This window comes from Ruegeria sp. HKCCD6426, assembly GCF_057221115.1.
In genome coordinates, this window is record NZ_JBWVBF010000003.1 from 739012 (window position 1) to 763341 (window position 24330).

The window sequence follows — 24330 nt, forward strand, 5'->3', positions numbered from 1 at the left end:
ATCCTTGAGCAATTGCAGGTTTGATATCGAAATCGCAGCATATGAACAAGAAAACGGCGGCAAACAAGCCCGCAGAATCATCACATGCCTATTTTTTAAGCATATTGACCTGGGTGATTGCCTCTGCATTCACCGCCCCCTAAACATTGCGCAACACAGGAGACACTGCCCCCATGACGACCGCCGCCATCATTGTCGCCGCAGGACGCGGATTACGCGCCGGTGGCGGCACGCCAAAACAATGGCGTTCACTTTCCGTTCGGCGGGTGGCCGATTGGACCATTGAGCGCTTTCAGGGTCAGGTCGATCACATCGTATTGGTTATCGCGCCCGAAGACACCTCGGCTTGGGAGGAGTTCGGTAACTCGGGCTTGATCCTTGCCGCTGGCGGCGCGGACCGGGCCGGATCGGTTCAAAACGGGCTACAGGCGCTGACCGGATACGGCGTCGAGCAGGTTCTCATTCATGACGTGGCGCGTCCCTGTGTCAGCGCTCGCGTTATTCAGGACGTACTGCAGGCGCTGGATACCCATCTTGCGGCAGCGCCGGGACTGGCAGTCACTGATGCCCTGTGGGTCGGCGAAGACGCAAGTGTTTCAGGCACTCAGGATCGAAGCAACCTGTTCGCGGCACAAACGCCGCAGGGGTTCCGATATGACGCCATCTTGGCGGCGCATGCCGCACATCCCGGAGGCGCAGCAGATGACGTCGAAGTCGCTCGCGCCGCTGGGCTGGACGTTGCCATCGTGCCTGGCGACGCGGACAATATCAAAATCACGCGACCCGAGGATTTTGCCCGGGCGGAACGCATATTGGGAACGGACATGGATGTAAGGCTAGGCAACGGTTACGATGTACACCGCTTTGGCGACGGGGATCATGTAATCCTGTGCGGTGTGAAAGTGCCACATGACCGCGGGTTGCAGGGGCACTCGGATGCTGATGTCGGCATGCACGCGGTAACCGACGCAATCTACGGCGCCCTGGCGCAGGGCGATATCGGTCAGCATTTCCCCCCGTCCGACCCTCAATGGAAGGGGGCTGCCAGCGAGGTTTTTCTCCGGCACGCGGTCGAGTTGGCGCACCAGATGGGCTATCGCATCTCGAACGTGGATTGCACGCTGGTTTGCGAGTATCCCAAAATAGGACCTCATGCGCAGGCAATGCGAGAAGAAATGTCCAAAATCATAGAGTTGCGCGCAGATCAGGTCTCGGTCAAAGCGACCACATCCGAACGGTTGGGCTTTACTGGCCGCAGCGAGGGGATCGCCTCGCTCGCCACAGCCTGTCTGGTGAAAGCATGACCGCCGCGCGTTTGATTGGAACTGTCGGGGGCGTTGGATACCTGCGCCCTGCCCCGGGCACATGGGGGTCTCTGGTTGCGCTGCCATTGGCCTGGCTGCTTCACACGCTGGGCGGGTTTCCCCTGCTGGTTCTGGCAACTTTCGCCGCGTTCTTTGGGGGCTTGTGGGCTACACGCGTTATGACGGCGGGACAGGACGATCACGACCCGTCAGAAATCGTGATCGACGAGGTGGCCGGACAGTTCATTGCCCTGTGGGCCATTTCCTACCCCGCCTGGGCACATGGGATCGAGATCACGGCCCTCTGGCCCGGCTGGGTCGCGGGGTTCATCCTGTTTCGCCTGTTCGACATCACCAAACCCGGCCCCGTCGGTTGGGCAGACCGGCGTGGTGATCCTATGGGTGTCATGCTGGACGACGTGATTGCCGGGGTATTTGCCGCTGTTGGCGTATTAATACTCGCAGGCATTTCGCATGGGGTCTTGGGACTGTGACCGTTGCCGATCTACTCGATCGTGCCAGGGTGAAAAACCTGATGATCGCCACTGCCGAGAGCTGCACGGGCGGCATGGTGACCGCCGCACTGACCGACATACCCGGCAGTTCCGCGACAGTCGACCGGGGGTTCGTCACCTACACCAACGCTGCAAAGCAACAGATGCTGGGCGTTCGCGCTGAAACCCTGACCGCGCATGGTGCAGTGTCCGAAGAGGTCGCCCGCGAGATGGCCGAAGGTGCGCTGCGCAATTCTCAGGCGCAACTGGCTGTTTCCATCACCGGCATCGCTGGCCCCGGCGGTTCTGAGTTCAAGCCCGAAGGACGCGTCTGCTTCGGGCTGGCCGCCAACGGGCAGCAGACGCAAGTAGAAACAGTTGAGTTCGGTGCTTTGGGCCGCGATGCTGTCCGCCGCGCTGCCCGAGACCACGCGCTGGCGCTTCTCTTTCAGGGCGTTTCGCGTTTCGCTTAAAATTGCGTCACATACACCCTGAAAGCGCAAAAATTATCACCAGTTAAAAAAAGGCCCTCGAAACAGGCGGTCTTTTAGGGTGTTGCCTCTTTTTTCCTCTCCATCCCTTCGCTTCAACGCAGAGCACACCACTCACGATGCGCCAGTATGTGACGTGCAAGCACAGATCGGCGCCCCTGCAGCGAAAGAGGAGAGCGGCCCATGAACGGAGCCGATACAGCATGGATCATCGTCGCAACGGCGCTGGTCCTGTTCATGACATTACCGGGCCTTGCCCTGTTTTATGGCGGCCTTGTGCGCGCGCGAAACGTGCTGAGCGTGTTCATGCATTGCTTCAGCATTGCCTGCCTGATGAGTATCCTTTGGCTGGTCGCCGGATACTCAATTGCGTTTGGCCCGGGCGACTCCGGCCTTTGGGGCGGGCTGGGCAAAGCGTTTCTGAACGGCGTCGACGCCGACAGCCTGGCCGGCACCCTGCCCGAGGTACTGTTTTTTGCTTTCCAGATGACATTTGCCATCATTACCCCGGCCCTGATCGTCGGGGCCTATGTTGAGCGTGTGGGGTTCGGATTTGTGCTGACCTTCTCGGCCCTTTGGATGCTGCTGTGTTACGCACCGGTCGTCCACTGGATCTGGGGTGGAGGAATCCTCAGTGACGGCGGCATTCTGGGTGAGATTGGCGTACGCGACTTTGCTGGCGGCATCGTCGTGCATGAAACCGCCGGGCTGGCGGCGCTGATCATCGCTGTGATCCTCGGACCACGCCGCAATCGCACGACCCCGCCCCACAATCCCGGCTATGTCATGGTCGGTGCCGCGATGCTGTGGGTTGGCTGGTTCGGCTTTAACGGCGGTTCACAACTGGCAGCTGACGGTGGTGCAGCAATGGCGATGACCGTGACGCATCTGTCTGCGGCCACCGCCTCACTGACTTGGGCACTGTGGGAGAAGATCCGCTTTGGCAAAGCCTCGATGGTAGGTCTGGTCACGGGCACCATCGCGGGTTTGGCCTCGATCACCCCGGCCTCGGGCTTTGTCGGCCCCGTGCAGGCGCTGATCATCGGTGGCGTCGCCGGTATCCTGTGTCAGGAGGCGGTCTATGTCATGCGCACTATGCTGAAAATCGACGACACGCTGGATGTCTTCGCCGTGCACGGTGTCGGCGGTATATTTGGGACGCTCATGATCGCACTGTTCGGTCTGGGCACGTGGACCGCGCAGCTGGGTGGGCTGGTGATCGTGGGTGCCTTTACGGCAGTTGTCACGATTGTGTTGGTCAAAGTGGTTGCGCTGATCACACCGCTTCGCGTAGATGCGGAGACCGAAACAAATGGGCTCGATCTTTCGGTTCACGGAGAGCGCGCCTACGACATCAGCAGCTAAGCCCACCTTGGTTGCTTGACCGCCCGCAAGGGCAAAAGCGGACCTCTTGGAGGTCCGCTTTTCTTTTGCGGTGCAACCCTCTCGACTCTGGGTCAAAGGACAGGCTATCAGCCCGCAACGCCATTTCAGCTCCGAGGTTCCGCCATGATCCCCAGTTCATTTCCCGATAGCACAGAAATCGCCCGCCTGACCGCGCGGATGCTGCTTGAGATCAAGGCTGTCCATTTCAACGCGCGCGAACCATTTACGCTGGCCAGCGGCCTGCCCAGTCCAACTTATATCGACTGCCGAAAGCTGATCTCGTACCCTCGTATCCGCTCCACACTGATGGACTTTCTGACCGTCACAGTAATGCGCGACGCCGGGTTCGAAGCTTTCGACAATATCGCAGGCGGGGAAACAGCAGGCATTCCCTTTGCTGCTATGGTTGCCGAACGCATGGCCTTGCCGATGACCTATGTGCGCAAGAAACCCAAAGGTTACGGCCGCAACGCCCGAATCGAAGGCGCGATGAGCGAAGGCGAGCGTGTTTTGCTGGTTGAAGATCTGACCACCGATGGTGGATCCAAACTATCCTTTGTCGATGCAATCCGTGAAACCGGTGCGACCTGCGGCCATACGGCGGTAATCTTCTACTATGGTATCTTCCCGGATACCGAGAAAACGCTGGGCGACCATGGTGTTCAACTGCATCACCTCTGCACATGGTGGGACGTACTGGCAGAAGCCAAGGCGCAGAAAGCATTCGATCAAGAGACGCTGGATGGCGTTGAAGCGTTCCTGAACGATCCGCGCGGATGGCAGGAAGCGCACAAGAGTTGACGCGACGCAAACTGTTTCCAGAACAGAAACATCGGAGCGAACAGCCGGTCATTCCCCTACAACATGTTGACGAAACCCCGTCCCATCCTGCAATATGATGGGGCGGAGAGATATGCACAGGCTATCCCCAGAAAACATACAATTTGCGCCGACTCAAGGCGTTGCGATATGGCCTCTGCTCAAGGGACATAGAGAACAGCAATGAACGAGATCAGCAGTATCGAGCAGGCAGCGGCTCAGATTCAGAATGCCGAAACCATGCCGCACTCCATCGAGGCCGAGCAGCAGCTTCTGGGTGCAATCCTGACCAATAACGACCTGTATGATCGGGTGGCCTCGATCATCGGGGCCGAGCATTTCTATGACCCGGTTCACTCACGGATCTACGAGGTCGCGGCCACGCGCATCGCCAAGAATGCGCTGGCCTCGCCTGTGACGCTGAAATCTTTCATGGCTGAAGATGAGGGCCTGAAGGAACTTGGCGGCCCGGCCTATCTGGTCAAGCTGGCGGGTGCCTCGATCAGTGCCTTTGCCGTGCATGACTATGCCCAGATGATCTATGACCTCGCCATCCGGCGCGAGCTGATCCGTTTGGGACGGGACATCTCGGACAAAGCCGCGCGGGTCGATGTTGCCAGTGAGCCAAAAGAACAAATCGTCGAGGCCGAGCAGCAGCTTTATCAATTATCCGAGCAGGGCCAGACCGAACAAGGCTTTCAATCCTTCCTCAAGGCGGTCACAGAAGCCGTAAACGTCACCAACGAAGCATACCAGCGCGGTGGTGGCATGGCGGGGATTTCCACCGGTCTGGCCGATTTGGACAAACAGCTGGGCGGTTTGCACCCCTCTGACCTGATTATCTTGGCCGGCCGCCCGTCGATGGGGAAAACCTCGCTCGCGACCAACGTGGCATTCAACGTCGCCAAGGCGTATAAACGCGGCCTGAAACCGGACGGCAGCGAAGGCGCGATCGATGGCGGCGTCGTTGGTTTCTTCTCATTGGAAATGAGCGCCGAGCAGCTGGCCGGCCGGGTTCTGGCCGAAGCGTCCGAGATTTCCTCGCACAAAATCCGTCAGGGCGACATGACCGAGGCAGAGTTCCGCCGTTTCGTGGACGCGGCCAAGGAATTGGAAGCCTGTCCCCTGTTCATCGACGACACCCCTGCCCTGCCCATCTCTCAGCTTGCTGCCCGAGCGCGGCGACTGAAGCGGACGCATGGGCTGGACTTGTTGGTGATCGACTACCTACAGCTGTGCCGAGGTATGGCCGAAAACCGTGTCAACGAAATCGCTGAAATTTCGATGGGCATGAAAGCCATTGCCAAGGAACTCAACATCCCGGTTATTGCCCTGTCCCAGCTGTCGCGTCAGGTCGAAAACCGTGACGACAAACGCCCGCAATTGTCCGACCTGCGGGAATCGGGCTCGATCGAACAGGATGCCGACGTCGTGATGTTCGTGTTCCGCGAGGAATACTACAAGGAACGTGAAAAGCCCGGCGATCATGAGCTGGAAAAGATGGAAGAGTGGAAGCAGGCCATGGAGCGCCTGCATGCCAAGGCTGAGGTCATCGTTGGCAAGCAACGCCACGGCCCCATCGGCACGGTTGAACTCTCGTTCGAGGCGCAATTCACTCGTTTCGGCAATCTGGTCAAACCCTGGCAACAGGATGGTCAGATCGAAGGGTATTGAACCTACTGCGCCTTTAGAACCTGCGCCGGTTTCCAGCGTTGTTTTTGCAAAAATACTCTGTTTGTGATAGCTCAATTGCAACTAAGCGATACAGGTCGCAATACAGGTTAAGGCTTAGAATATTTGCCAGCAATCATATCGGAAATAAGATATCGCAACGGGCCAAATTCCTCTCCGGATGAGGATTTTATCGAAGTCCGTGTGCCCGCTGGCACAAATGTGTCGAACTTGACGGTTGAGGTGTATAACTCAAACGGCACATTGCGCAGTTCGGACGATGTAGATACCGGGACAATGACAACGGTTGGCGGGTTTGACTACTACGTGATTTCGGCCCGCATCAACCGTTTCGGAGCTGTGTCCCTCGTCGAAGATGGCTCGGTGCTGAGTTTCGTTTCGTTCGACCAACAAGTCACGGCCACGCAGGGCGCGGCCGATGGTCAAACATCGACACAGATCGGCAGCAACGGCACCGATGACACCGCATCGCTCACATCGACGGATGGGGTGAACTTTGTCGAAAACCCTAATCCCAATCCCGGTGCGCCATGTTTTACTTCGGGCACCAGAATACTTACCGCCAAAGGCGAGGTCCGGGTCGAAGACCTACGAGCCGGCGATTGCGTCCTGAGTCAGGACGGAACCTATGAACCTGTGCGGTTGGTGCTATCCCGCAGCCTGCGCCTGTCAGAGCTGATCAAAACGCCAGAATTGCGTCCGGTCCGCATTGTGAAGGGTGCTCTGGGCAACGGATTTCCACAACGTGATCTGCTGGTTTCCAGACAACATCGCATGGTCGTGAGGTCTGCGATCGCGCAGCGAATGTTCGGTGCGCGGTCGGTTCTGGTGTCGGCTATTCGACTGACAGAATTGCCCGGAATTTTCGTTGATGTCGAACTAACCGGCGTAACCTATTACCACCTCGTATTCGACCGTCATACTATCGTTTTCTCCGAAGGAGCGCCCAGCGAAAGCCTGTTTACGGGTCCTCAAGCCATGCAGTCCATGACCGCTGAGGCGCGTGAGGAACTGGCGCTTTTATTTCCGGAATTAACCGACGCGGATCACGCCCGGCCAGCTTGCTACATTCCGACCGGCAAGCGCCAGAAAAAACTAGTGACTCGGCATCTGAGAAACAACAAACCACTGCTGGAATTTCAAACTGCAGATGACGCCTAATCGCCCTTGGGATGAGTTGAGCGTAAACGATCAAGCAACCCAGTCGCCTTTGATCTGCAAGCTCGCACAATCACGGCTAGACAAATAAGGCAGAAGCTTTCGCAAAAGTATCCGCATCAGCCAATAAAACCGTGCACGGCAAGCAGGAAACCACTTATGTCACGCAGAACTAAAGCGGAATCGCCTTATACCCCCTTGACCTGCCTGTATCCAATGTCATGAACGACCCATGAGTACTGCACGTTTAACGATCAACCTTCAGTCGCTTGCCCAAAACTGGCGAGCGCTCGACGCGAAAACGCGTGTCGAAACCGGCGCTGTTGTCAAAGCTGATGCCTACGGGCTGGGTGCCGAACCCGTGTCCTGGACGCTGGCCGACGAAGGCGTTCGCAAGTTCTTTGTCGCCGTCGCCGAAGAAGGCGCCACCGTGCGCAAGGCCATTGGACCCGGACCGGATATCTTTGTTTTCTCCGGGCATATGGAAGGTGACAACGAACTGATTTCGGCCCACGGCCTGATTCCGCTGATAAATTCACCGGAACAGTTTCAGCGTCATCGTCAGGCAATACCCGAGCATCCGTTCGGCATACAGCTGGACAGCGGAATGAACCGGTTGGGGCTGGAACCCAACGAATGGGCCGAGTTGCGCGATGCAGCCCTGGCGCTGAACCCGGTGGTTGCGATGTCCCATCTGGCCTGTGCGGACGAGCCGGATAACCCGATGAATCAGCAGCAGTTGCAGACGTTCCGGGACATGACCGACGGAATCTCGGTGCCGCGCTCTCTGGCGGCAACAGGCGGAACGCTGCTCGGGCCGGAATTCCACTTTGATTTCTGCCGCCCGGGCATCGGCCTTTATGGGGGCCTGCCCTTCGCCGAAGCAAAACCCGTAGTCACGGTCGATTTGCCTGTCGTGCAAGTGCGCCAAGTCGAAGTGGGTGAAGCAGTCGGATACGGCGGCAGCTGGACCGCTCGCAGACCTTCCCGGATTGCGACAGTCGCAGCAGGCTATGCCGACGGGTTGCACCGTGCAATTGGCGGCGGCATCGATGCATTCTCAGGGGATCTGCCCTGCCCGGTTGTCGGACGTATTTCGATGGACCTGATTACTGTTGACGTCACCGACCTTCCGCACGATCCCGAGCGCCTGCGCATCCTGAACGGGCACCAGACAGTGGATGACCTGGCCGAGGCCGCAGGCACCATTGGCTATGAAATTCTGACCTCGATGGGCAACCGTTATTCGCGAGGCTACGTGGAATGAACCCAATCACCGCGCTGGGGGGGCTGGGCCGCGCCGTACTAAATGCGTTCGCGGCTTTTGGCCGGGTTGCCCTGTTCGCCGTGGATGCGATCTCGCACATCTTCCGCCCGCCTTTCTATCCGCGGGAATTCATGATTGCGTTGCTGAATATCGGCTGGCTGTCCCTGCCCGTCGTCGGACTAACCGCCATTTTCACCGGGGGTGCATTGGCCCTGCAAATCTATGCAGGCGGCGCCCGCTTCAATGCCGAGGCTGTCGTGCCCCAGATCGTCGCCATCGGTATGGTGCGCGAGCTTGGCCCGGTGTTGGTCGGACTGATGATTGCAGCGCGCGTGACCTCCTCCATCGCGGCCGAGATCGCCACGATGAAAGTGACCGAGCAGATCGACGCGCTGGTGACTCTGTCGACCCATCCGATGAAATACTTGACCGCGCCGCGCGTGCTTGCGGCCCTGCTGACAGTTCCGGTCCTGGTTGCGGTGGGCGACATCATCGGCATCGCCGGAGGTTACACGGTCGCCACGCAAAACCTGGGCTTCAACCCGGCGGCTTACCTGAAAAACACCGTCGATTTCCTTGAAGCCCGCGATGTCGTTTCATCGCTGGTTAAAGGTGCAGCCTTTGGCATGATCGCCGCCATCATGGGGTGCTACTACGGTATGACCTCGGGCCGCGGCGCGCAGGGCGTGGGCCGTGCCACCAAAGGCTCGGTCGAAGCCGCCGCCGTGCTGATCCTCGCCGCCAACTTTGTTCTGACAGGGGTGTTCTTCTCGCTATGATACGGATGGAGAACGTACATAAAGCCTTTGACGACAACCACGTGTTGCAGGGCATGAATCTCGAGATCCCAAAGGGCACCTCGATGGTTATCATTGGCGGCTCAGGCACCGGGAAATCCGTGGCGCTGAAATGTATCCTTGGCCTGATCAAACCCGACAGCGGAAAGATTTACGTTGACGGCAAGAATGCGCAAAAAGGCGATCGAGACGCATTCCTGGCCCGTTTTGGCATGCTGTTTCAGGGCGGCGCACTGTTTGACTCGCTGCCCATCTGGCAAAACGTCGCCTTCCGCCTGCTGCGCGGCCCGCTGAAGCGTCCCGCAGATTACGCCCGCGAGATCGCCATCGACAAGCTGCGCCGCGTCGGTCTGCGCGCCAAGGTGGCTGATTTGTATCCATCGGAACTGTCGGGCGGCATGCAGAAACGCGTGGGCCTGGCCCGCGCCATTGCCGCCGACCCCGAGATCATTTTTTTTGATGAACCAACTACGGGCCTCGACCCGATCATGTCCGGCGTCATCAACGACCTGATCCGCGAGATCGTGACCGAAATGGGCGCCACAGCAATGACCATCACGCATGACATGAGCTCGGTCCGAGCGATTGCCGACAACGTGGCGATGCTGCATGACGGGATGATCCAGTGGACCGGACCGGTGGAGCAGATGGATTCCTCAGGCGATCCCTATGTGGAGCAGTTCATCAGCGGCAGTGCTGAGGGGCCGATTGAGGCGGTGCGTTAGGGTCAATTCGGCTCGACCAAAAAATCAGTCACATGCGACGGAATTCTCAACGTCACACGTTTTACCTACGCAATCAAAACGTTGTCCGGAGTTTCCCCATGCCCACTTCTTACTCGCGCGCGCAAATCGCCCTCCACTGGATCATATTTCTGCTGATCGCTCTTCAGTTTTTGTTTCACGAACCGATCTCTGAGGCGTGGAACCGGATCGAACACGGATTACCCGTCACGTTTCAGCCATTGATTGCGCTCCATGTATTTAGCGGATTGCTGGTCCTGGCGCTTGTACTTTGGCGAGTTGCGTTACGCCTGACCCGTGGTGCACCGCCGTTGCCAGACCAGGAATCCGCCGCAATGAAACTGGCAGCTCACTCAACTCATCTTTCGCTGTATGCACTGATGGTCCTTTTGCCGGTCTCGGGTGCTCTGGCTTGGTTTGGCGGGGTAGAATTAGCTGCCGAGGCGCATGAAGTAATGAAAACGCTGATAATTGCCCTTGTTCTGTTGCATGTTCTGGCAGCCCTGTTCCATCAGTTTATTCTGAAAACCAACTTGATGGCACGCATGAAGCGGGCAGAGTGACGTCCAGGAGTGCGTCCTTGCACGTACCGTCCATCGCCGTACTGTACGAGAGATCACTCTAATACAGTACGGCTGTCATGACCCTGCGCATTGCCACCCTTTCGCTCCTAATCCTCTACCCCATCGCGTGGTTCGCTCCGCTGATGCGCGCGGGCCTGCTGCCAATCTTCGGTCTTTCCGAGATCAGCGTCATCACCGGGCTTCAGTCCCTCTGGAAATCCGACGTTTTCCTGGCGCTGATCGTCACAATCTTCGCCCTCTTCGCGCCTTATATCAAAACCATCGGCACGGCTCTGGTCCAATGGGACCTGCTGGATCCGCGTGTACAACCTGCGCTCAATATCCTTGGCAAGTTGGCCATGGCCGATATCTTCCTGATCGCGCTTTACATCACGCTGGCCAAGGGAATTTCCTACGCAACCATCGAAACCGCATGGGGCCTCTACCTGTTCACAGGCTGCATTCTGGCCTCAATTGCACTGGGTCACGTTACGGAAATGACATCCAGATCACGAAAACCTCAGACCTGATTGATTGAAAACATCTATCTGAGTATCATTTTTATATTTCGAGCAGCAACAATTTGTAGTTTACGGGCCCGTTGCGGACCATTCTGTGTGTTTTAGATGTCTCCGCTTGGGCTTGGTGTGTACCGGTTTAAGAAGGAGTTCGTCGAACATGACCGCCCTCCACAACATAACATTGCAATTTCAGAATGCCTTTTTGAAACTGACTTTTTTCCTGATCTGCGCAGCGGCGCTGTTCGCTGTAACCACCACTCTGTTGTCCGCGATAGGTATCTTGCCCTGGCTGTCGATGCAGGCCGGTCTAGGCAATGGCGCGAGCATCGATGCGGGCATCTACATTCAAATCGGCTTGACCGCTCTGGTTCTGATGCTGGCCTTCTATCTGCCCTCCAGCGCCCGGATGATGGCGCTGGAGCATGCACACCGCAAATTCACACTAAACATGCAGGACGTGGCCGAGGCGTATCAGGTTGCCCATGCCGCGGACCGAAGTGGTGCCTTTGCGCTGGCATCCGAGTTCGATGCCGTCAAAGAGAGGATGGCCTACCTACGCGACCACCCCGACCTCGAGGCACTTGAACCCGAACTGCTGGAACTGGCGGCTCAGATGAGCCAGGTCAGCCAGGAACTGGCACAAACTTACGGCGAGGCCAAAGTCTCGCGTGCCCGCGCATTTCTTCAACAGCGCCAGGAAGAAGTCGAACGGTTCCAGCACCGGATTGAAGATGCGCAAACCATCCAGCACGAATTGCGCCAGTGGACCCGCGACATCGAGATCGAGGAATCCATCGCCAAATCGCAACTTGCCCGCTTGCGGGACGAACTGTTCGAATTGCTGCCCGAACTTTCCGCGCAACTGCAATCTCCGCCGGACGACAGTGATCCGAGCGCGTCCAGCGTCATTGCGATGACACCGCCGCGCGCGGCTGAATAGCCACACAGCACCGGCGCATCAGCGCCCGCTGTGGTCGACGGCCCATAGGGCCCGAGACCGCAGCGTATTTCGGCGGTGATGAACGCCCGCAAGGGCTTGAAGAACCGCCCATCCTCGGGCACCAAGGGCCGCATGGCAAAGACAAACACTTTCTCCTGCTCGGCCTGCGGCGCGACGCATACCCGCTGGTCAGGACGCTGTGACGGTTGCGGCGAATGGAACACCATAATTCAGGACGCGCCACTCTCGGCTGGCCCGGCCAAAAAATCACTCGGCGGCAAACGCGGCCAGTCCATTGCACTCACAGACCTGTCGACCGAGGAAACACCCCCACCCCGCACGCTGTGTGGCGTGAATGAACTGGACCGAGTGCTCGGCGGTGGCCTTGTTCCGGCCTCTGCCATTTTGGTTGGCGGCGATCCCGGCATCGGTAAATCCACGTTGTTGTTGCAAGCCGCCGCCCGTTTCGCGCGCGCCGGTGTCAAGACGATCTATGTCTCAGGCGAAGAAGCCAGCGCTCAGGTTCGTATGCGCGCGCGGCGATTGGGGCTTGAGGACGCACCTGTACAATTGGCGGCGGAAACTAATCTGCGCGACATCCTGACGACGCTGGAGGCCGAAAAACCCGGTCTGGCCATCATCGACTCGATCCAAACCATGTGGGCCGACAATGTCGACAGCGCCCCTGGATCGGTGTCTCAGGTTCGGTCCGCCGCGCATGAACTCACGACTTTTGCCAAACGGCACGGCGTGTCGATTGTCATGGTTGGTCATGTCACAAAAGATGGCCAGATTGCCGGTCCCCGCGTGGTCGAACATATGGTCGATACTGTGCTCTATTTCGAAGGCGAACGCGGTCACCAATTCCGTATCTTGCGCGCAGTCAAGAACCGGTTCGGTCCGGCGGATGAGATCGGTGTGTTCGAGATGACCGGTAAAGGCCTGGCGCAGGTCACGAACCCTTCGGCGCTGTTCCTGTCGGAGCGCGGCAAGCCCAGCCCCGGCTCGGCCGTCTTTGCCGGAATAGAAGGCACACGGCCCGTCTTGGTCGAATTACAGGCGCTTGTAGCGCCATCGCCTCATTCCCAGCCCCGCAGAACCGTCGTTGGATGGGACAGCGGGCGGCTGGCGATGATCCTTGCTGTGCTCGAAGCGCGTTGCGGCATCCCATTTGCTGGTCTCGACGTGTACCTTAACGTTGCGGGTGGGCTGAAAATCAGCGAACCCGCAGCCGATCTTGCAGTGGCCGCTGCGCTCCTCAGCGCACGCGAAGATACTGCCCTGCCCGCCGATACCGTCGTTTTCGGAGAAATCTCGCTATCTGGGGCACTTAGACCGGCCCCTCAGACCGAAAACAGGTTGAAAGAAGCGCAAAAACTTGGTTTCACAGCGGCAATTGCTCCGGCAGGAGGCAAAACCGGCACTGTGGCAGGTCTGACACTCACCCGACCCTCTGATTTGGTGGGGTTTGTTGGCGAAACCTTCGGAGCAGGTTAAGGTCGCGCCCTGAGGGGCAGAAACGAACAGGCGAGGGCCATGGAAGGTTTTACAATTATTGACGGGGTCGTTGCCCTGATCGTCGTGGTATCGGGCATTCTCGCCTACTCCCGCGGTTTCATGCGCGAAGTCTTGGCCATTGCAGGCTGGGTCGCCGCTGCAGTTCTGGCCTTTATCTTTGCTCCGCAGGTTGTCCCTCTGGTCAAAGAAGTTCCAGTTGTCGGAGAATTCCTGCGCGACAGCTGCGAGTTGTCTGTAATCACTGGCTTTGCCGCCGTGTTCGCAGTTGCGCTGATTATTGTCAGCGTCTTCACTCCGCTGTTCTCGTCGCTGGTGCAACGCTCGGCCTTAGGGGGTCTGGATCAGGCGCTAGGGTTCTTTTTCGGTGTCGCCCGCGGCATCCTGCTCGTGGCCATTGCCTTCTTCGTGTATGACACTGTGATGACCGGCCAGTCCTACACGATCGTCGACGAAAGCCGTTCGGCCAAAGTGTTCGAGCAGTTCAGCGACAAGATCGAAGAGCAAAACCCCGAAGCCGCATTGGGCTGGGTCACTGCTCAGTACGAAGAGCTGGTCGCGACATGCACCGCAGGCAGCGCGCCGGAAACCAACACCGAAGAAACGCAGGATGACTCGCAGGGCTAAGATCGCAAACCTGTGAGAGTCGTTCGAAAGCCCGGCATCGTCCGGGCTTTTTCATTAGTAAGGGGCGGACAAGATCAGAGGAACCCTTCTCCTCCGCAAACCGTGCACCGAACGGTTTTCAGGCCAAAGCACCCATCACACCGGCTGGACACTGGTTTACCATACATGTCGCGGCTTTTAACCACTTCTCCCGCGCCTTTGCAGATTTCACATGGCGCTCGCCCCGCTCCTCGGCACCTATGGCACCTGCGTTTCACCGGTTCTTCCTTTTTGCTGCCTGGTTTGTGCTGCCACATGGGGTTTATCCACTCGTTAGATTGAGGCCCGCAGTCTGCAGCCTTTGACTCCATGACAGCACAAGCACGCGATCTTGTCATCTTTTCCATTATTCGCGACTGTTTTTTGCCTGCGTCAAAAGGTAAATGTGATCCTTTGATGACAGGGGCACGATTAGGCATTATGTGAAGGCCAAACCGCCACGGAATCGGAGCTGCCGAACTTGTTCTTTCTGTTCTCATGCGCATGCGCCGCAATGATGACTGCCGCTCTGGCATCAGGAACAGCAGCCCCCGGGCGCCTTGCCCAAGCAATGCCGGACAACCGGAATCGAATGTCGGTCAAACCTCGCGTCACAACGTCATAGAAATTGGAGCCCCGTAAATGTGTGGGATTTTGGGAATCGCAAGCCGAACACATGATGTGTTTGCGGAAATCTATGACGGGCTGCTGATGCTTCAGCACCGGGGCCAGGATGCCTCGGGTATCGTGACGTATAACGGAGAGTTCTTCCGCGAGAAGAAGGCCAACGGGCTGGTCAAGGATGTGTTCACCTCGCAAGATGCAGAAGTGTTGATGGGCAAGGTCGGGATCGGTCATGTCCGCTATCCGACCGCCGGATCGCTCAGCGCAGCAGAGGCACAACCCTTTTTCGTGAACGCACCCTATGGCATCTATCTGGTCCACAACGGCAACATCACCAACACTGCCGAACAACGCCAGAAGGTGACCGGTAAATACAGCCGCCACCTGCGCACCACATCAGATTCTGAAATCTTGCTGAACGTGCTGGCCGACAAGGTGGCTGACGCGATCAAGGTGAACGGCAATTCGGATCCGATCCGCAATATCTTTGCCGGTGTGAAGATGACGATGGAGCGTGTTCAGGGTGCCTATTCGGTGATCTGTCTGGTGGCTGGCGTCGGCATGCTGGCTTTCCGCGATCCCTACGGCATCCGCCCCCTGTCTGTCGCCAAGCGCACAGCGGACGGAGACGGCGACGATTACGCTTTTGCGTCTGAAGATGTGGCTTTTGGCATTAACGGGTTCGACAAACTGCGCGACCTGCGCGCGGGCGAAGCGATCCTGATCGACCTCGAAGGCAACATGCACGAGTTTCAGGCGGTAGAAGGCAAGTTGACGCCGTGCATCTTTGAATATGTCTACTTGGCGCGCCCGGATTCTCTGCTGGACGGGGTGTCAGTCTATAAAACCCAAATGCGCATGGGGCAGACGCTGGCCAAACAAATTCAGGACTCGGGCCTGGAGATTGACCGGATAATCCCGGTACCCGACAGCGCACGCCCCGTAGCACTTGAGGCAGCCAAGATCACCGGCATTCCTTATCGCGAGGGTCTGGTGAAGAACCGTTATGTCGGTCGCACCTTCATCATGCCGGGTCAGGCTGAACGGCAGAAATCCGTGCGACGCAAGCTGAACGCGGTTCCACTGGAATTTGACGGGCACAATGTCTTGCTGATCGACGATTCCATCGTGCGCGGCAACACCATCAAAAAGATTGTCCAGATGTGCCGTGAAGCGGGGGCCAAAAAGGTCTACATCGCTTCGGCCTCGCCGCCGGTGAAATACCCCAACGTTTACGGCATCGACATGCCCACCAAGCACGAGTTGATTGCGAACAACAAAACCGTCGAGGAGATCCGGCAGGAGTTGGGCGCAGATGCGCTGTTCTATCAAAACCTTGATGACCTGATCTGGGCCGCCAAAGAAGGCAACCCTGAGATCGAGGCTTTTGACTGTTCCTGTTTCGACGGCAATTACATAACCGGCAGCGTTAGCGAAGATTATCTGGACAGTCTGGAAAACAGCACTCGGGTCAGCAAGAAGCGAGAGGCCATGCAAGTTCCGGGCGGATCGTGGAATGCGGCCAAGCTGGCCTCGGGCTAAAGAACACAGCGAACCTGCCGGCCAATCCGCGAATCGGCCTGGCCCTAAACCGCGTTGGTCGTGGCGGGTGGTTTTGCATGCGTAAGCGCGCTTAATTACTTTCGGTGAAAATCCGCTCACAACCCACCGATGAACCTGCCGCAATTGCAAAGGCTTCTCGGGCCCGTCCCAAAGCGGTGTTTCGCACCGTGTCGCATGACCTTTTGTTCCCTCTTTCGTTTTGATACCCGACGGGCGCAAACCACCCACCAAAAGGGGTCCGACAAAATACGGACCACGGAACATGCCAAACGCGACGGTCAAAGCCACAGCGACCCAAGAGGGTGCGCTGAAAAAGAACTCAGTCTCTGTTTTGGGCGTCTTTGGCCCCAAGGCGGACATGCGAGCTCTGATGCGATTGTCCTCGGGGCGGATTAAGAAGGTGAAACCGGGCAGCCGCGTTGCTTCGGGGACAGTGATCGCCATTGATGAGGATGGCATCATGCTGCGACAAAGCGGCCAGACCAAGCGAATGGCCATACCTGGCACCTGATCCAGTCTTGACGCCCTGCGCGTGGACGTTCAAACCGCACCTATGACCGATCAGACCAAAATCGCCCTCATTACCGGGGCTTCACGCGGGTTGGGCGCGGCACTGGCCGAAGAGCTGGCACCCGAATACCACATCGTCGCCGTCGCCCGTACCACTGGCGGGCTTGAAGAGCTGGATGATCGCATTCTGGCCAAAGGCGGCAAGGCCACTCTGGCACCGATGGATATCACCGATCCAAACGCAATGGCGGCGCTGTGCCGCGGCATTCATGATCGCTGGGGCAAGGTAGATCTGTGGTTGCACACAGCCATCCATACCTCGGCCCTGACGCCAGCGCATTTTGTTGATCCCAAGGAGTGGACCAAGGCGGTTAACACCAATGCGACCGCAACGTCCGTGTTGATCCCCTATATTGCCCCCCTATTGGGTGAAAACGGGCACGCTGTGTTCTTTGACGATCCCAAGGCCGGTGAAAAGTTCTATGGCATTTACGGTGCCACAAAGGCATCACAGATGGCACTGGCGCGAAGCTGGGCAGCCGAGACAGAACGTACCGGCCCGCGTGTTTCCATCGTCGAACCTATGCCTATGCCCACAGCCGTAAGGGCCCGCTTCCATCCCGGAGAGGACCGGGAGACTTTGACCAGTCCTATTGAAGAGGCGAAGCGTATTATCTCCGCGTTGTGATATGGAATAACCCTGAGGGCATGCCTCGGGCAGGGTTGTTTTCGGCCAGATAAAGCGCGGGGTCAGGCGATGTGGACACCGTTTCGACCTGCCAGATCGACAAAGAACTGCCAAGCCACACGACCGGAGCGTGCACCGCGTGTGGCCTGCCACTCAATGGCCTCGGCGCGCAGGATTTCCGCATCAACAGTGACGCCGTAAGCCGCACAATAACGGTCAATCATCGCCAGATACTCATCCTGGTCACAGGGGTGAAAGCCCAGCCATAGGCCGAAACGATCCGACAATGAAACCTTCTCTTCAACCGCCTCGGAGGGGTTGATGGCGCTGGAGCGTTCGTTCTCGATCATATCCCGCGGCATCAGGTGGCGGCGGTTGGATGTGGCATAGAACACTACATTCTCGGGCCGCCCTTCGATACCGCCATCCAGAACCGCCTTCAGCGATTTATAGTGCTGGTCATCATGGCTGAACGACAGATCATCGCAGAACAGAATAAATCGGTGCGAAGCCGCTCGCAGATGATTAAGCAGACGCGCGACCGAGCCCATATCCTCACGCTGAAGCTCGACCAGCTTCAGGTCTGGATGCTCTGATTGCAGGGTACTGTGGACGGCTTTGACAAGACTGGATTTGCCCATCCCCCTCGCCCCCCACAACAGCGCATTGTTGGCCTTGAATCCGTTGGCAAACCGTCGTGTGTTGTCCAAAAGCGTATCGCGTGAGCGGTTGATGCCCACCAGCAGATCCAGATCGACGCGGTTGACATGCGTTACCGGTTCCAGCCGATCCGGGTCCACGTGCCAGACAAAAGCCGGGGCGGCGTTGAAATCCGGCGCGGCCAGAGGCGCTGGCGCCATGCGTTCCAGCGCATTCGCGATACGGTTCAGGGCTTGGTCGTCCATCGGCTCCTCCGGTCTTGTCTGGCTGGGTTCAAACCATGTTCCATCCGGCACAACAAGAGGCGGAAAAGAAAAAGGCGCGCCAGTTATGGGCGCGCCCGATCCGAGTTTCGTTGCAGGTTACTTACTGTTGTCGTGTTCCTGCACCATCTCTTCGTCCGCTTCGGCTTCATCGTCATAGTAGCCGTCGGCACGCAGTTGCTCTTCGCGCTTCTTCTCAACCCGCGCGACCAGGAAGATCGAAACCTCATAAAGACCATAAACAACCACAAACAGGATGACCTGAGTGATTACATCCGGTGGCGTCACGATTGCGGCAAGAACCAGAATGCCGATCACCGCATACTTACGCACATCGCCCAGCCCCTCGGCGCTGACCAGCCCCGCCTTGCCCATCAAAGTCAGAAGAACCGGCAGCTGGAAGCACAGACCAAAGGCCACGATGAACTTGATCGTCAGGTTCAGATATTCCTGCGCCGAGCCTTGAAACACCACGCTCAGCGGCGCAGTGGTTGCTCCGTCAACGATCGCCTCACCTTCGGATCCGAACTGCTGGAAGCCCAAGAAGAAGTCATAGGCCAGCGGCGTCACGACGTAAAAGGCAAAACTGGCGCCCAACAGGAACATGAAGGGCGAGGCCAGCATGAATGGCAAGAATGCGTTCTTTTCCGACCGGTACAGCCCCGGAGCAACGAACCGCCACATCTGCATCCCGATGTATGGGAACGCCAGAATGAAACCACCCAGCAAAGAGACCTTGATGGCGACAAAGAAGCCTTCCTGCGGAGAAATGAAGATCAGCCCACAATCCTGCCCACGTTCCGTAAGAACCTCGCACAGAGGGTTCGTCAGAAAATTGAAGAGCGGCGTCGCCACCGAAAAGCAGATGATCATTCCGATCAGAAAGGCCACCACGCAATGGATCAACCGCGTCCGCAGTTCTGTCAGATGCTCGATCAATGGGGCCGAGGAATCCTCGATCTCGTCGGTCTTGGTCATGTCTTGCTTTCAGTGTTCAGCGCAGCTTCGGCCTCTTCGGCCTTTGCGAGCGCATCAGCGGCTTCCTTGGCCTTGCGTTCGGCAGAGGCCCGGGCAGTCGATGCCTGGATCTTCTTGGCCTGCTCAGCCCGTTCAGCGGCCAGTTTGCCGGTTTCGCTGTCAGGATCGAACTTGGTCGGGTCCATGCTGTTGGCCAGATCCTGCGCCGCCTGTTTCACGCCGTCCATGGCCGTGTTGACAGGATTGGTTGCCGCGTTGAGACCCTTTTTGATCTCACTTACGCCAGCCTCATCCGCCGCCTCGTTCATGGCATTGCTGAATTCCCGTGCCATACCGCGCGCCTTGCCGACCCAGCGACCGACATTGCGGAACAGCACTGGTAGGTCCTTTGGTCCCACCACGATCAAGGCAACGATGCCGATGACCAAAAGCTCGGTCCAGCCCAGATCAAACATTCCGGGTTAGACCTTGTCTTTGTCGGTCTCGGGCGTGACGTCCTTGGCCAGCTCTGACGCGTCCTGCTCCAGTTCGTCCGCGCCTTCTTTGACACCTTTCTTGAAGGACGTAATGCCTTTGCCAACTTCACCCATCAGCGAGCTGATCTTGCCGCGACCAAACAGGACCAGAACCACTACGGCGATCAGTAGAAGACCGGGAAGGCCGATATTGTTAAGCATGTCACTTCTCCTTTTGCGTCGGCGCTATGCGCACCGGATATGCGATTTGGTCACGTGTTTACGCCTCGATGCCGCTTGCCAAAAGGGACCCAGATCAAATTGACACCCAAATTTGATGTGCTTGCGCTTTTTTTTGGGGTATAGCCTGTATCAACTGACAGGTTTATGTCAGTTGATACAGGCTAGGTGTGCGACATCGAAACCTGGTCAATGGAGACTCAAATGACTCACGTCGCTGAAATCGTAACCTTCACTCTCGCGCACGGCACCTCACCCGAGGAGTTCGTGAAACTCAGCCAAGCTACCGAAGGCTTTGTACGTGCCGCACCCGGCTTTGCCCATCGCCAGTTGAGCCAGGGTGATGATGGTCGTTGGACCGACTATGTCATCTGGCAGGATATGAAAGCCGCGCAGGACGCCGCAGCGCAATTCCCACAGCAAGACTTCGCCCCTGCGCTGATGGCCGCCATAAAACCCGACAGCGTCCAGATGCGCCACGAGCATGTGCTATGGAACATGACCGCCTAAAGCCGGTCAGGGCGGCGTGTCATGCGTCGTACTGACCGTCTGTTCGATATCATACAGATCCTGCGCGACGGTAAGTTGCACCGCGCGCAGGACATCGCGGACCGACTCGAAGTGTCAGTCCGCACGATCTATCGCGACATGGATACGCTGGTCGCCTCGGGCGTCCCGGTCGAGGGTGAACGCGGTGTGGGCTATATGGTGCGCGAGCAGATCACCCTGCCCCCTCTGAACTTGACCCCAGCGGAGCTTGAGGCGCTGAACCTCGGGATGGCTATTGTGGCCGAGGCAGCCGATCCCGATCTCAAAGCTGCTGCTGAAACGCTTGCCGACAAGATCGACGCTGTGCTGCCAACGCAGGTCGTGGCCGAGGCCGATGCCTGGAAGTTCGCCGTCTACCCTTTTGCCGACGCTGCGCGAGGACTGGCCCATATGGCCCCTATCCGTGCAGCGATCAAATCCCGTCAGAAGCTGCGCCTGTCCTACCGGCGCATTGATGGCGTCCTTACAGATCGGGTTATCCGTCCACTGCACATGGAATACTGGGGGCGCGTCTGGACTTTGACCGCCTGGTGCGAGTTAAGAAATGGCTTCCGCGTCTTCCGTATCGACCTGATCGAAACCGTTACACCGCAACCAGAGATCTTTGCAGATGAGCCCGGCAAGCGCCTGAGTGACTACGACCCAACCAAATGATGAAATTCATCTTTTCCTGACGAACCCATCAGCGAAATGGCCCTAAAAGAGTCATTTTGCGTTACTTCAGATACGGTTCGGGGTCTACGGATTCAAATCCCTTGCGCACTTCGAAATGCACATAAGCGTTTTCACCATCCCGTAGCGCAGCAATGTCCTGCCCGCGCCGAATCCGGGCACCCTTTTTGACTTTGATGTCATCGACATTGGCGTATACCGTCAACAGATCGTTGTTGTGCTTGATCACGATGATCGGCACCTGATCCGCGTCAGCCGTAATAGCTGCCACCGTGCCCGCTTCGGCCGCCTTGACCGCCGTTCCGGGCGCTGCTGCAATATCTATGCCCTCGTTCTTTCCCTTGTCGTAGGTGCGAATAATTCTACCCGAAACTGGAAAACCAAGGGCAGACGTCCCGCTATTGGTCGGCGCGTCTGCGGTCACGTCCGGTGCCTCGGCAACCGGCTCGACATTTTCATCGGGCAGAGGCTGAGTCGCACTTGGCGGCGTGGGGGTCGGAGATCCCTGCCCCGGCTGGGTCACATTCGTGGCGGCTGCCGGCGTGGCCGTGCTGGCGGGTTTCGGGGCCGGTTGGTCTTTGACCGGGATTAGCAGGTACTGATCCTCACGCACGGTGAAATCCGAGCCCAACCCGTTCCATTCTGCAAGTGACTCGACTGAAACCTGGTAAAGGCGCGAGATCGTATAAGCTGTCTCGCCCCGCTTGACTTTGTGCCGGATCGGCTCTGGGCCCGAAGCAACTGGCACCGGTGCCGGTTGCGCCGGTTTGAGGGTGGTTGTCTGGACAGAGCCTGTATCCGGAGCTTCATCAATCGCGGTCCCTGCGATCGTGGCGATATCCACATTACTGGCACTGGCCCCAACTGTACGCGGCAGTGCCAAAACTTCGCCATCACGCAACGAGTCATTGGGTTGAAGGCCGTTGAATCGGGCCAGTTCGACCACAGGCAGGCCTACACGGTCGGCGACATCGCCAACTGTGTCACCCCGCCGCGCTACCACAACCTGATAGTTCGGGTAGGTGATAACACCGCGTGCATCAGGAGCGGGCCGACTTGCAGTGGCCGCCTGAACGGCGTCAGTGGTGGAAAATCCGCCCACCTCACCGCGCAGATCATAGTCAAACGGGCCTTCGCACCCGGCCAGAACCACAAGTGCGGCAACGGCTGTCGTACAGCGGCGCATGGCTGATTTGGAAACTGCTCTCATTTTACTGTCCTCAACACCTGCCCCTGTTGCCCGGGGTTCTGGCGCATCCTGAAAATCTGTTTAAGCCCCGTCCTTGCCGAGCCCCTCCAGCAGAGGCACGAACCGAACCGGTAACAATTCATCGTAGTCCAAACCATCTTCGGTGCGTGTGACCCGTATCAGGGTCTGCACCGCGTCCGACTGGCCCACTGGTAAAACCATGATACCGCCGATTTTGAGCTGCGCCAAGAGCGGGCCTGGCGGATCTTCGGCAGCCGCGGTCACAATGATGCGGTCGAACGGAGCCTGCTCGGGCAACCCATAGGACCCATCCGACAACATCGCGGTCACGTTGGTCAGGGCCATGTCACGAAACAACTGACTGGTTTCCTTAACCAGCCGCTTGTGGCGCTCGACCGTGTAAACCCGCCGGGCCAGCTTGGACAGGATCGCCGCCTGATAGCCCGACCCGGTCCCAATCTCCAACACTGTGTCCCGGGACCGGACCTGCAGGGCCTGCGTCATCAATCCCACAACCGATGGCTGGCTGATCGTTTGCCCGCAAGCAATCGGAAGCGGCGTATCTTCATAGGCGCGCTCGGCGAACAGCCCCTTGACGAAGAGACCACGGTCGATCTGCTCCATCGCGGCCAGAACGCGCGCATCCGTTACACCGCGCGACCGCAGGGCGAACAGGAACTGCATGGTTATTTCTGGAGTAAGTCCGGTCATTCGATCGTCTTCAGCGCCTCTAGCGCGTCATGCGCTGTCAAATCGGCCCGCATCGGCGTGACCGAGATATATCCCTCAAGATTGACCGCCGCATCTGTGCCCGGAGCGGTCGGGTTGTGCTGATACCCCCCCTTGATCCAAAGGAAGCGCCTTCCTGATGGTGAACTGTGCGGCTCAACCCCAAAATGGGTATCGCGGCGATAGCCCTGTGGCGCAACGCGTGTTCCTAACACTTCATCCGCGGGAACCGGAGGGAAGTTTACATTGTAGAACAGTCGGTAATCCACCTGCTCGTCCGGGGTCGCATCTAGAATTCGGCGTATCAGATCGGCACCATATTTGGCCGCCGTCTCAAAGGGGTCATCCAACCCAAGATTGCGCGGCCCAAAGTACTGCGACAGCGCGATGGCTGGAATTCCCTGCAGCGCTGCTTCCATTGCGCCTCCTACCGTACCGGAATACAACGTATTTTCGGCCGAGTTATTACCGCGATTCACGCCAGACAACACAATATCCGGGCGCGCATCTTTCATGACGTCATGCAGCCCGGCCAGCACACAATCAGCGGGCGAGCCCTCGGCCGCGAACCGGCGCTCACCCAACTTCGCCAGCATCATGGGATGCGTATAGCTGATGCAATGCCCCACACCCGACTGTTCAAATGCCGGTGCAACCACCCAGACTTCACCTTCCGGCCCCGCCAGGTCTTTGGCGATCGCTTCGAGCGTGATCAACCCCGGAGCGTTGATACCGTCGTCATTTGTCAGAAGAATTCGCATGCCCGATCCACCCCTGCGTTTCGCCCTTGATAGACCCGCCCCCGTGCTGCGGCAAGCAATGCGCGTGTGCAATCTGAGGCATTCTCGCACCAC

The 24330-nt window shown here is 58.0% G+C and carries 27 protein-coding genes; 20 read left to right on the plus strand and 7 right to left on the minus strand.

Annotated elements, in window-relative coordinates; translation table 11 throughout:
- Nucleotides 1-173 precede the first annotated feature (173 nt).
- The 18 genes from AC2TDA_RS12455 to AC2TDA_RS12540 all read left to right on the plus strand — a co-directional run bounded on the left by AC2TDA_RS12455 (nt 174) and on the right by AC2TDA_RS12540 (nt 17720).
- Nucleotides 174-1304: a bifunctional 2-C-methyl-D-erythritol 4-phosphate cytidylyltransferase/2-C-methyl-D-erythritol 2,4-cyclodiphosphate synthase gene (locus tag AC2TDA_RS12455; protein ID WP_480879447.1), complete on the plus strand. Its 1131-nt coding sequence runs from the start codon at nt 174-176 to the stop codon at nt 1302-1304.
- Entirely contained in the window at nt 1301-1798 is a 498-nt protein-coding gene (locus tag AC2TDA_RS12460) for a phosphatidylglycerophosphatase A family protein (RefSeq protein WP_480879448.1), read from the plus strand. The genes AC2TDA_RS12455 and AC2TDA_RS12460 overlap by 4 nt, the downstream gene beginning before the upstream one ends.
- The gene (locus AC2TDA_RS12465) at nt 1795-2271 is read left to right on the plus strand and encodes a CinA family protein (RefSeq protein WP_480879449.1); all 477 of its coding nucleotides are present in this window, start codon (nt 1795-1797) and stop codon (nt 2269-2271) included. The genes AC2TDA_RS12460 and AC2TDA_RS12465 overlap by 4 nt, the downstream gene beginning before the upstream one ends.
- A 201-nt stretch (nt 2272-2472) precedes the next feature.
- Entirely contained in the window at nt 2473-3654 is a 1182-nt protein-coding gene (locus AC2TDA_RS12470) for an ammonium transporter (protein ID WP_480879450.1), read from the plus strand.
- 144 nt (nt 3655-3798) lie between these two features.
- Nucleotides 3799-4476, plus strand: coding sequence for an orotate phosphoribosyltransferase (locus AC2TDA_RS12475; protein ID WP_480879451.1), 678 nt, complete (start codon nt 3799-3801; stop codon nt 4474-4476).
- A 201-nt stretch (nt 4477-4677) separates the two neighbouring features.
- A complete protein-coding gene (locus AC2TDA_RS12480; protein WP_480848179.1) occupies nt 4678-6168 on the plus strand; it encodes a replicative DNA helicase in 1491 nt (496 codons plus the stop codon).
- 123 nt (nt 6169-6291) lie between these two features.
- The gene (locus tag AC2TDA_RS12485; RefSeq protein WP_480879452.1) at nt 6292-7347 is read left to right on the plus strand and encodes a Hint domain-containing protein; all 1056 of its coding nucleotides are present in this window, start codon (nt 6292-6294) and stop codon (nt 7345-7347) included.
- 229 nt (nt 7348-7576) lie between these two features.
- Complete coding sequence (alr, locus tag AC2TDA_RS12490; RefSeq protein ID WP_480879453.1) at nt 7577-8611, plus strand: alanine racemase; 1035 nt, start codon at nt 7577-7579, stop codon at nt 8609-8611.
- Nucleotides 8608-9390: an MlaE family ABC transporter permease gene (locus tag AC2TDA_RS12495; RefSeq protein ID WP_480848185.1), complete on the plus strand. Its 783-nt coding sequence runs from the start codon at nt 8608-8610 to the stop codon at nt 9388-9390. The genes alr and AC2TDA_RS12495 overlap by 4 nt, the downstream gene beginning before the upstream one ends.
- Nucleotides 9387-10133 carry an ABC transporter ATP-binding protein gene (locus AC2TDA_RS12500; RefSeq protein ID WP_480879454.1) on the plus strand — a complete coding sequence of 249 codons (747 nt, stop codon included), beginning with the start codon at nt 9387-9389 and terminating at the stop codon, nt 10131-10133. Before AC2TDA_RS12495 ends, AC2TDA_RS12500 begins: the two co-directional genes overlap by 4 nt.
- 98 nt (nt 10134-10231) lie before the next feature.
- Nucleotides 10232-10714 carry a cytochrome b gene (locus AC2TDA_RS12505; RefSeq protein WP_480848189.1) on the plus strand — a complete coding sequence of 161 codons (483 nt, stop codon included), beginning with the start codon at nt 10232-10234 and terminating at the stop codon, nt 10712-10714.
- Nucleotides 10715-10791: 77 nt separating this feature from the next.
- The gene (locus AC2TDA_RS12510) at nt 10792-11244 is read left to right on the plus strand and encodes a paraquat-inducible protein A (RefSeq protein ID WP_480879455.1); all 453 of its coding nucleotides are present in this window, start codon (nt 10792-10794) and stop codon (nt 11242-11244) included.
- A gap of 148 nt (nt 11245-11392) precedes the next feature.
- Nucleotides 11393-12175 (plus strand): DNA repair protein, encoded by a 783-nt coding sequence (locus AC2TDA_RS12515; protein ID WP_480848192.1) that lies wholly within the window; start codon nt 11393-11395, stop codon nt 12173-12175.
- Nucleotides 12176-12307: 132 nt separating this feature from the next.
- Nucleotides 12308-13672, plus strand: coding sequence for a DNA repair protein RadA (gene radA, locus AC2TDA_RS12520; RefSeq protein WP_480879456.1), 1365 nt, complete (start codon nt 12308-12310; stop codon nt 13670-13672).
- Between the two features lie 39 nt (nt 13673-13711).
- Nucleotides 13712-14317, plus strand: a complete 606-nt coding sequence (locus tag AC2TDA_RS12525) for a CvpA family protein (protein ID WP_480848194.1) — start codon at nt 13712-13714, stop codon at nt 14315-14317.
- Between the two features lie 660 nt (nt 14318-14977).
- Nucleotides 14978-16501: an amidophosphoribosyltransferase gene (gene purF, locus AC2TDA_RS12530; protein ID WP_480848196.1), complete on the plus strand. Its 1524-nt coding sequence runs from the start codon at nt 14978-14980 to the stop codon at nt 16499-16501.
- 283 nt (nt 16502-16784) lie between these two features.
- Nucleotides 16785-17033: a hypothetical protein gene (locus tag AC2TDA_RS12535; RefSeq protein WP_480848198.1), complete on the plus strand. Its 249-nt coding sequence runs from the start codon at nt 16785-16787 to the stop codon at nt 17031-17033.
- Nucleotides 17034-17075: 42 nt separating this feature from the next.
- The gene (locus tag AC2TDA_RS12540; protein WP_480879457.1) at nt 17076-17720 is read left to right on the plus strand and encodes an SDR family NAD(P)-dependent oxidoreductase; all 645 of its coding nucleotides are present in this window, start codon (nt 17076-17078) and stop codon (nt 17718-17720) included.
- A gap of 62 nt (nt 17721-17782) precedes the next feature.
- Here the strand turns inward: AC2TDA_RS12540 and AC2TDA_RS12545 are convergent, their stop codons facing one another.
- The 4 genes from AC2TDA_RS12545 to AC2TDA_RS12560 form a co-directional block, all read right to left on the minus strand.
- Entirely contained in the window at nt 17783-18625 is an 843-nt protein-coding gene (locus AC2TDA_RS12545; RefSeq protein ID WP_480879458.1) for an ATP-binding protein, read from the minus strand.
- A gap of 117 nt (nt 18626-18742) precedes the next feature.
- Nucleotides 18743-19621 carry a twin-arginine translocase subunit TatC gene (gene tatC / locus AC2TDA_RS12550; RefSeq protein WP_480848203.1) on the minus strand — a complete coding sequence of 293 codons (879 nt, stop codon included), beginning with the start codon at nt 19619-19621 and terminating at the stop codon, nt 18743-18745.
- Nucleotides 19618-20076: a Sec-independent protein translocase protein TatB gene (tatB, locus tag AC2TDA_RS12555; protein ID WP_480848205.1), complete on the minus strand. Its 459-nt coding sequence runs from the start codon at nt 20074-20076 to the stop codon at nt 19618-19620. Before tatB ends, tatC begins: the two co-directional genes overlap by 4 nt.
- Nucleotides 20077-20082: 6 nt before the next feature.
- Entirely contained in the window at nt 20083-20298 is a 216-nt protein-coding gene (locus tag AC2TDA_RS12560; RefSeq protein ID WP_074734275.1) for a twin-arginine translocase TatA/TatE family subunit, read from the minus strand.
- A gap of 222 nt (nt 20299-20520) precedes the next feature.
- Here AC2TDA_RS12560 and AC2TDA_RS12565 point away from each other — a divergent pair, with 222 nt between their 5' ends.
- Together AC2TDA_RS12565 and AC2TDA_RS12570 are read left to right on the plus strand one after the other, a co-directional pair.
- Entirely contained in the window at nt 20521-20826 is a 306-nt protein-coding gene (locus AC2TDA_RS12565; protein WP_480848207.1) for a hypothetical protein, read from the plus strand.
- A gap of 21 nt (nt 20827-20847) precedes the next feature.
- A complete protein-coding gene (locus tag AC2TDA_RS12570) occupies nt 20848-21519 on the plus strand; it encodes a helix-turn-helix transcriptional regulator (RefSeq protein ID WP_480848209.1) in 672 nt (223 codons plus the stop codon).
- A gap of 61 nt (nt 21520-21580) precedes the next feature.
- On the opposite strand, the gene AC2TDA_RS12575 is transcribed toward AC2TDA_RS12570, so the two are convergent.
- From AC2TDA_RS12575 to surE, 3 genes are read right to left on the minus strand one after another with little or no spacing between them, the layout of a single operon-like run.
- Complete coding sequence (locus AC2TDA_RS12575) at nt 21581-22747, minus strand: peptidoglycan DD-metalloendopeptidase family protein (RefSeq protein ID WP_480879459.1); 1167 nt, start codon at nt 22745-22747, stop codon at nt 21581-21583.
- A gap of 60 nt (nt 22748-22807) precedes the next feature.
- Nucleotides 22808-23458, minus strand: coding sequence for a protein-L-isoaspartate(D-aspartate) O-methyltransferase (locus AC2TDA_RS12580; RefSeq protein ID WP_480848213.1), 651 nt, complete (start codon nt 23456-23458; stop codon nt 22808-22810).
- Nucleotides 23455-24237: a 5'/3'-nucleotidase SurE gene (gene surE / locus AC2TDA_RS12585; protein ID WP_480848215.1), complete on the minus strand. Its 783-nt coding sequence runs from the start codon at nt 24235-24237 to the stop codon at nt 23455-23457. Before surE ends, AC2TDA_RS12580 begins: the two co-directional genes overlap by 4 nt.
- Between the last annotated feature and the right edge of the window lie 93 nt (nt 24238-24330).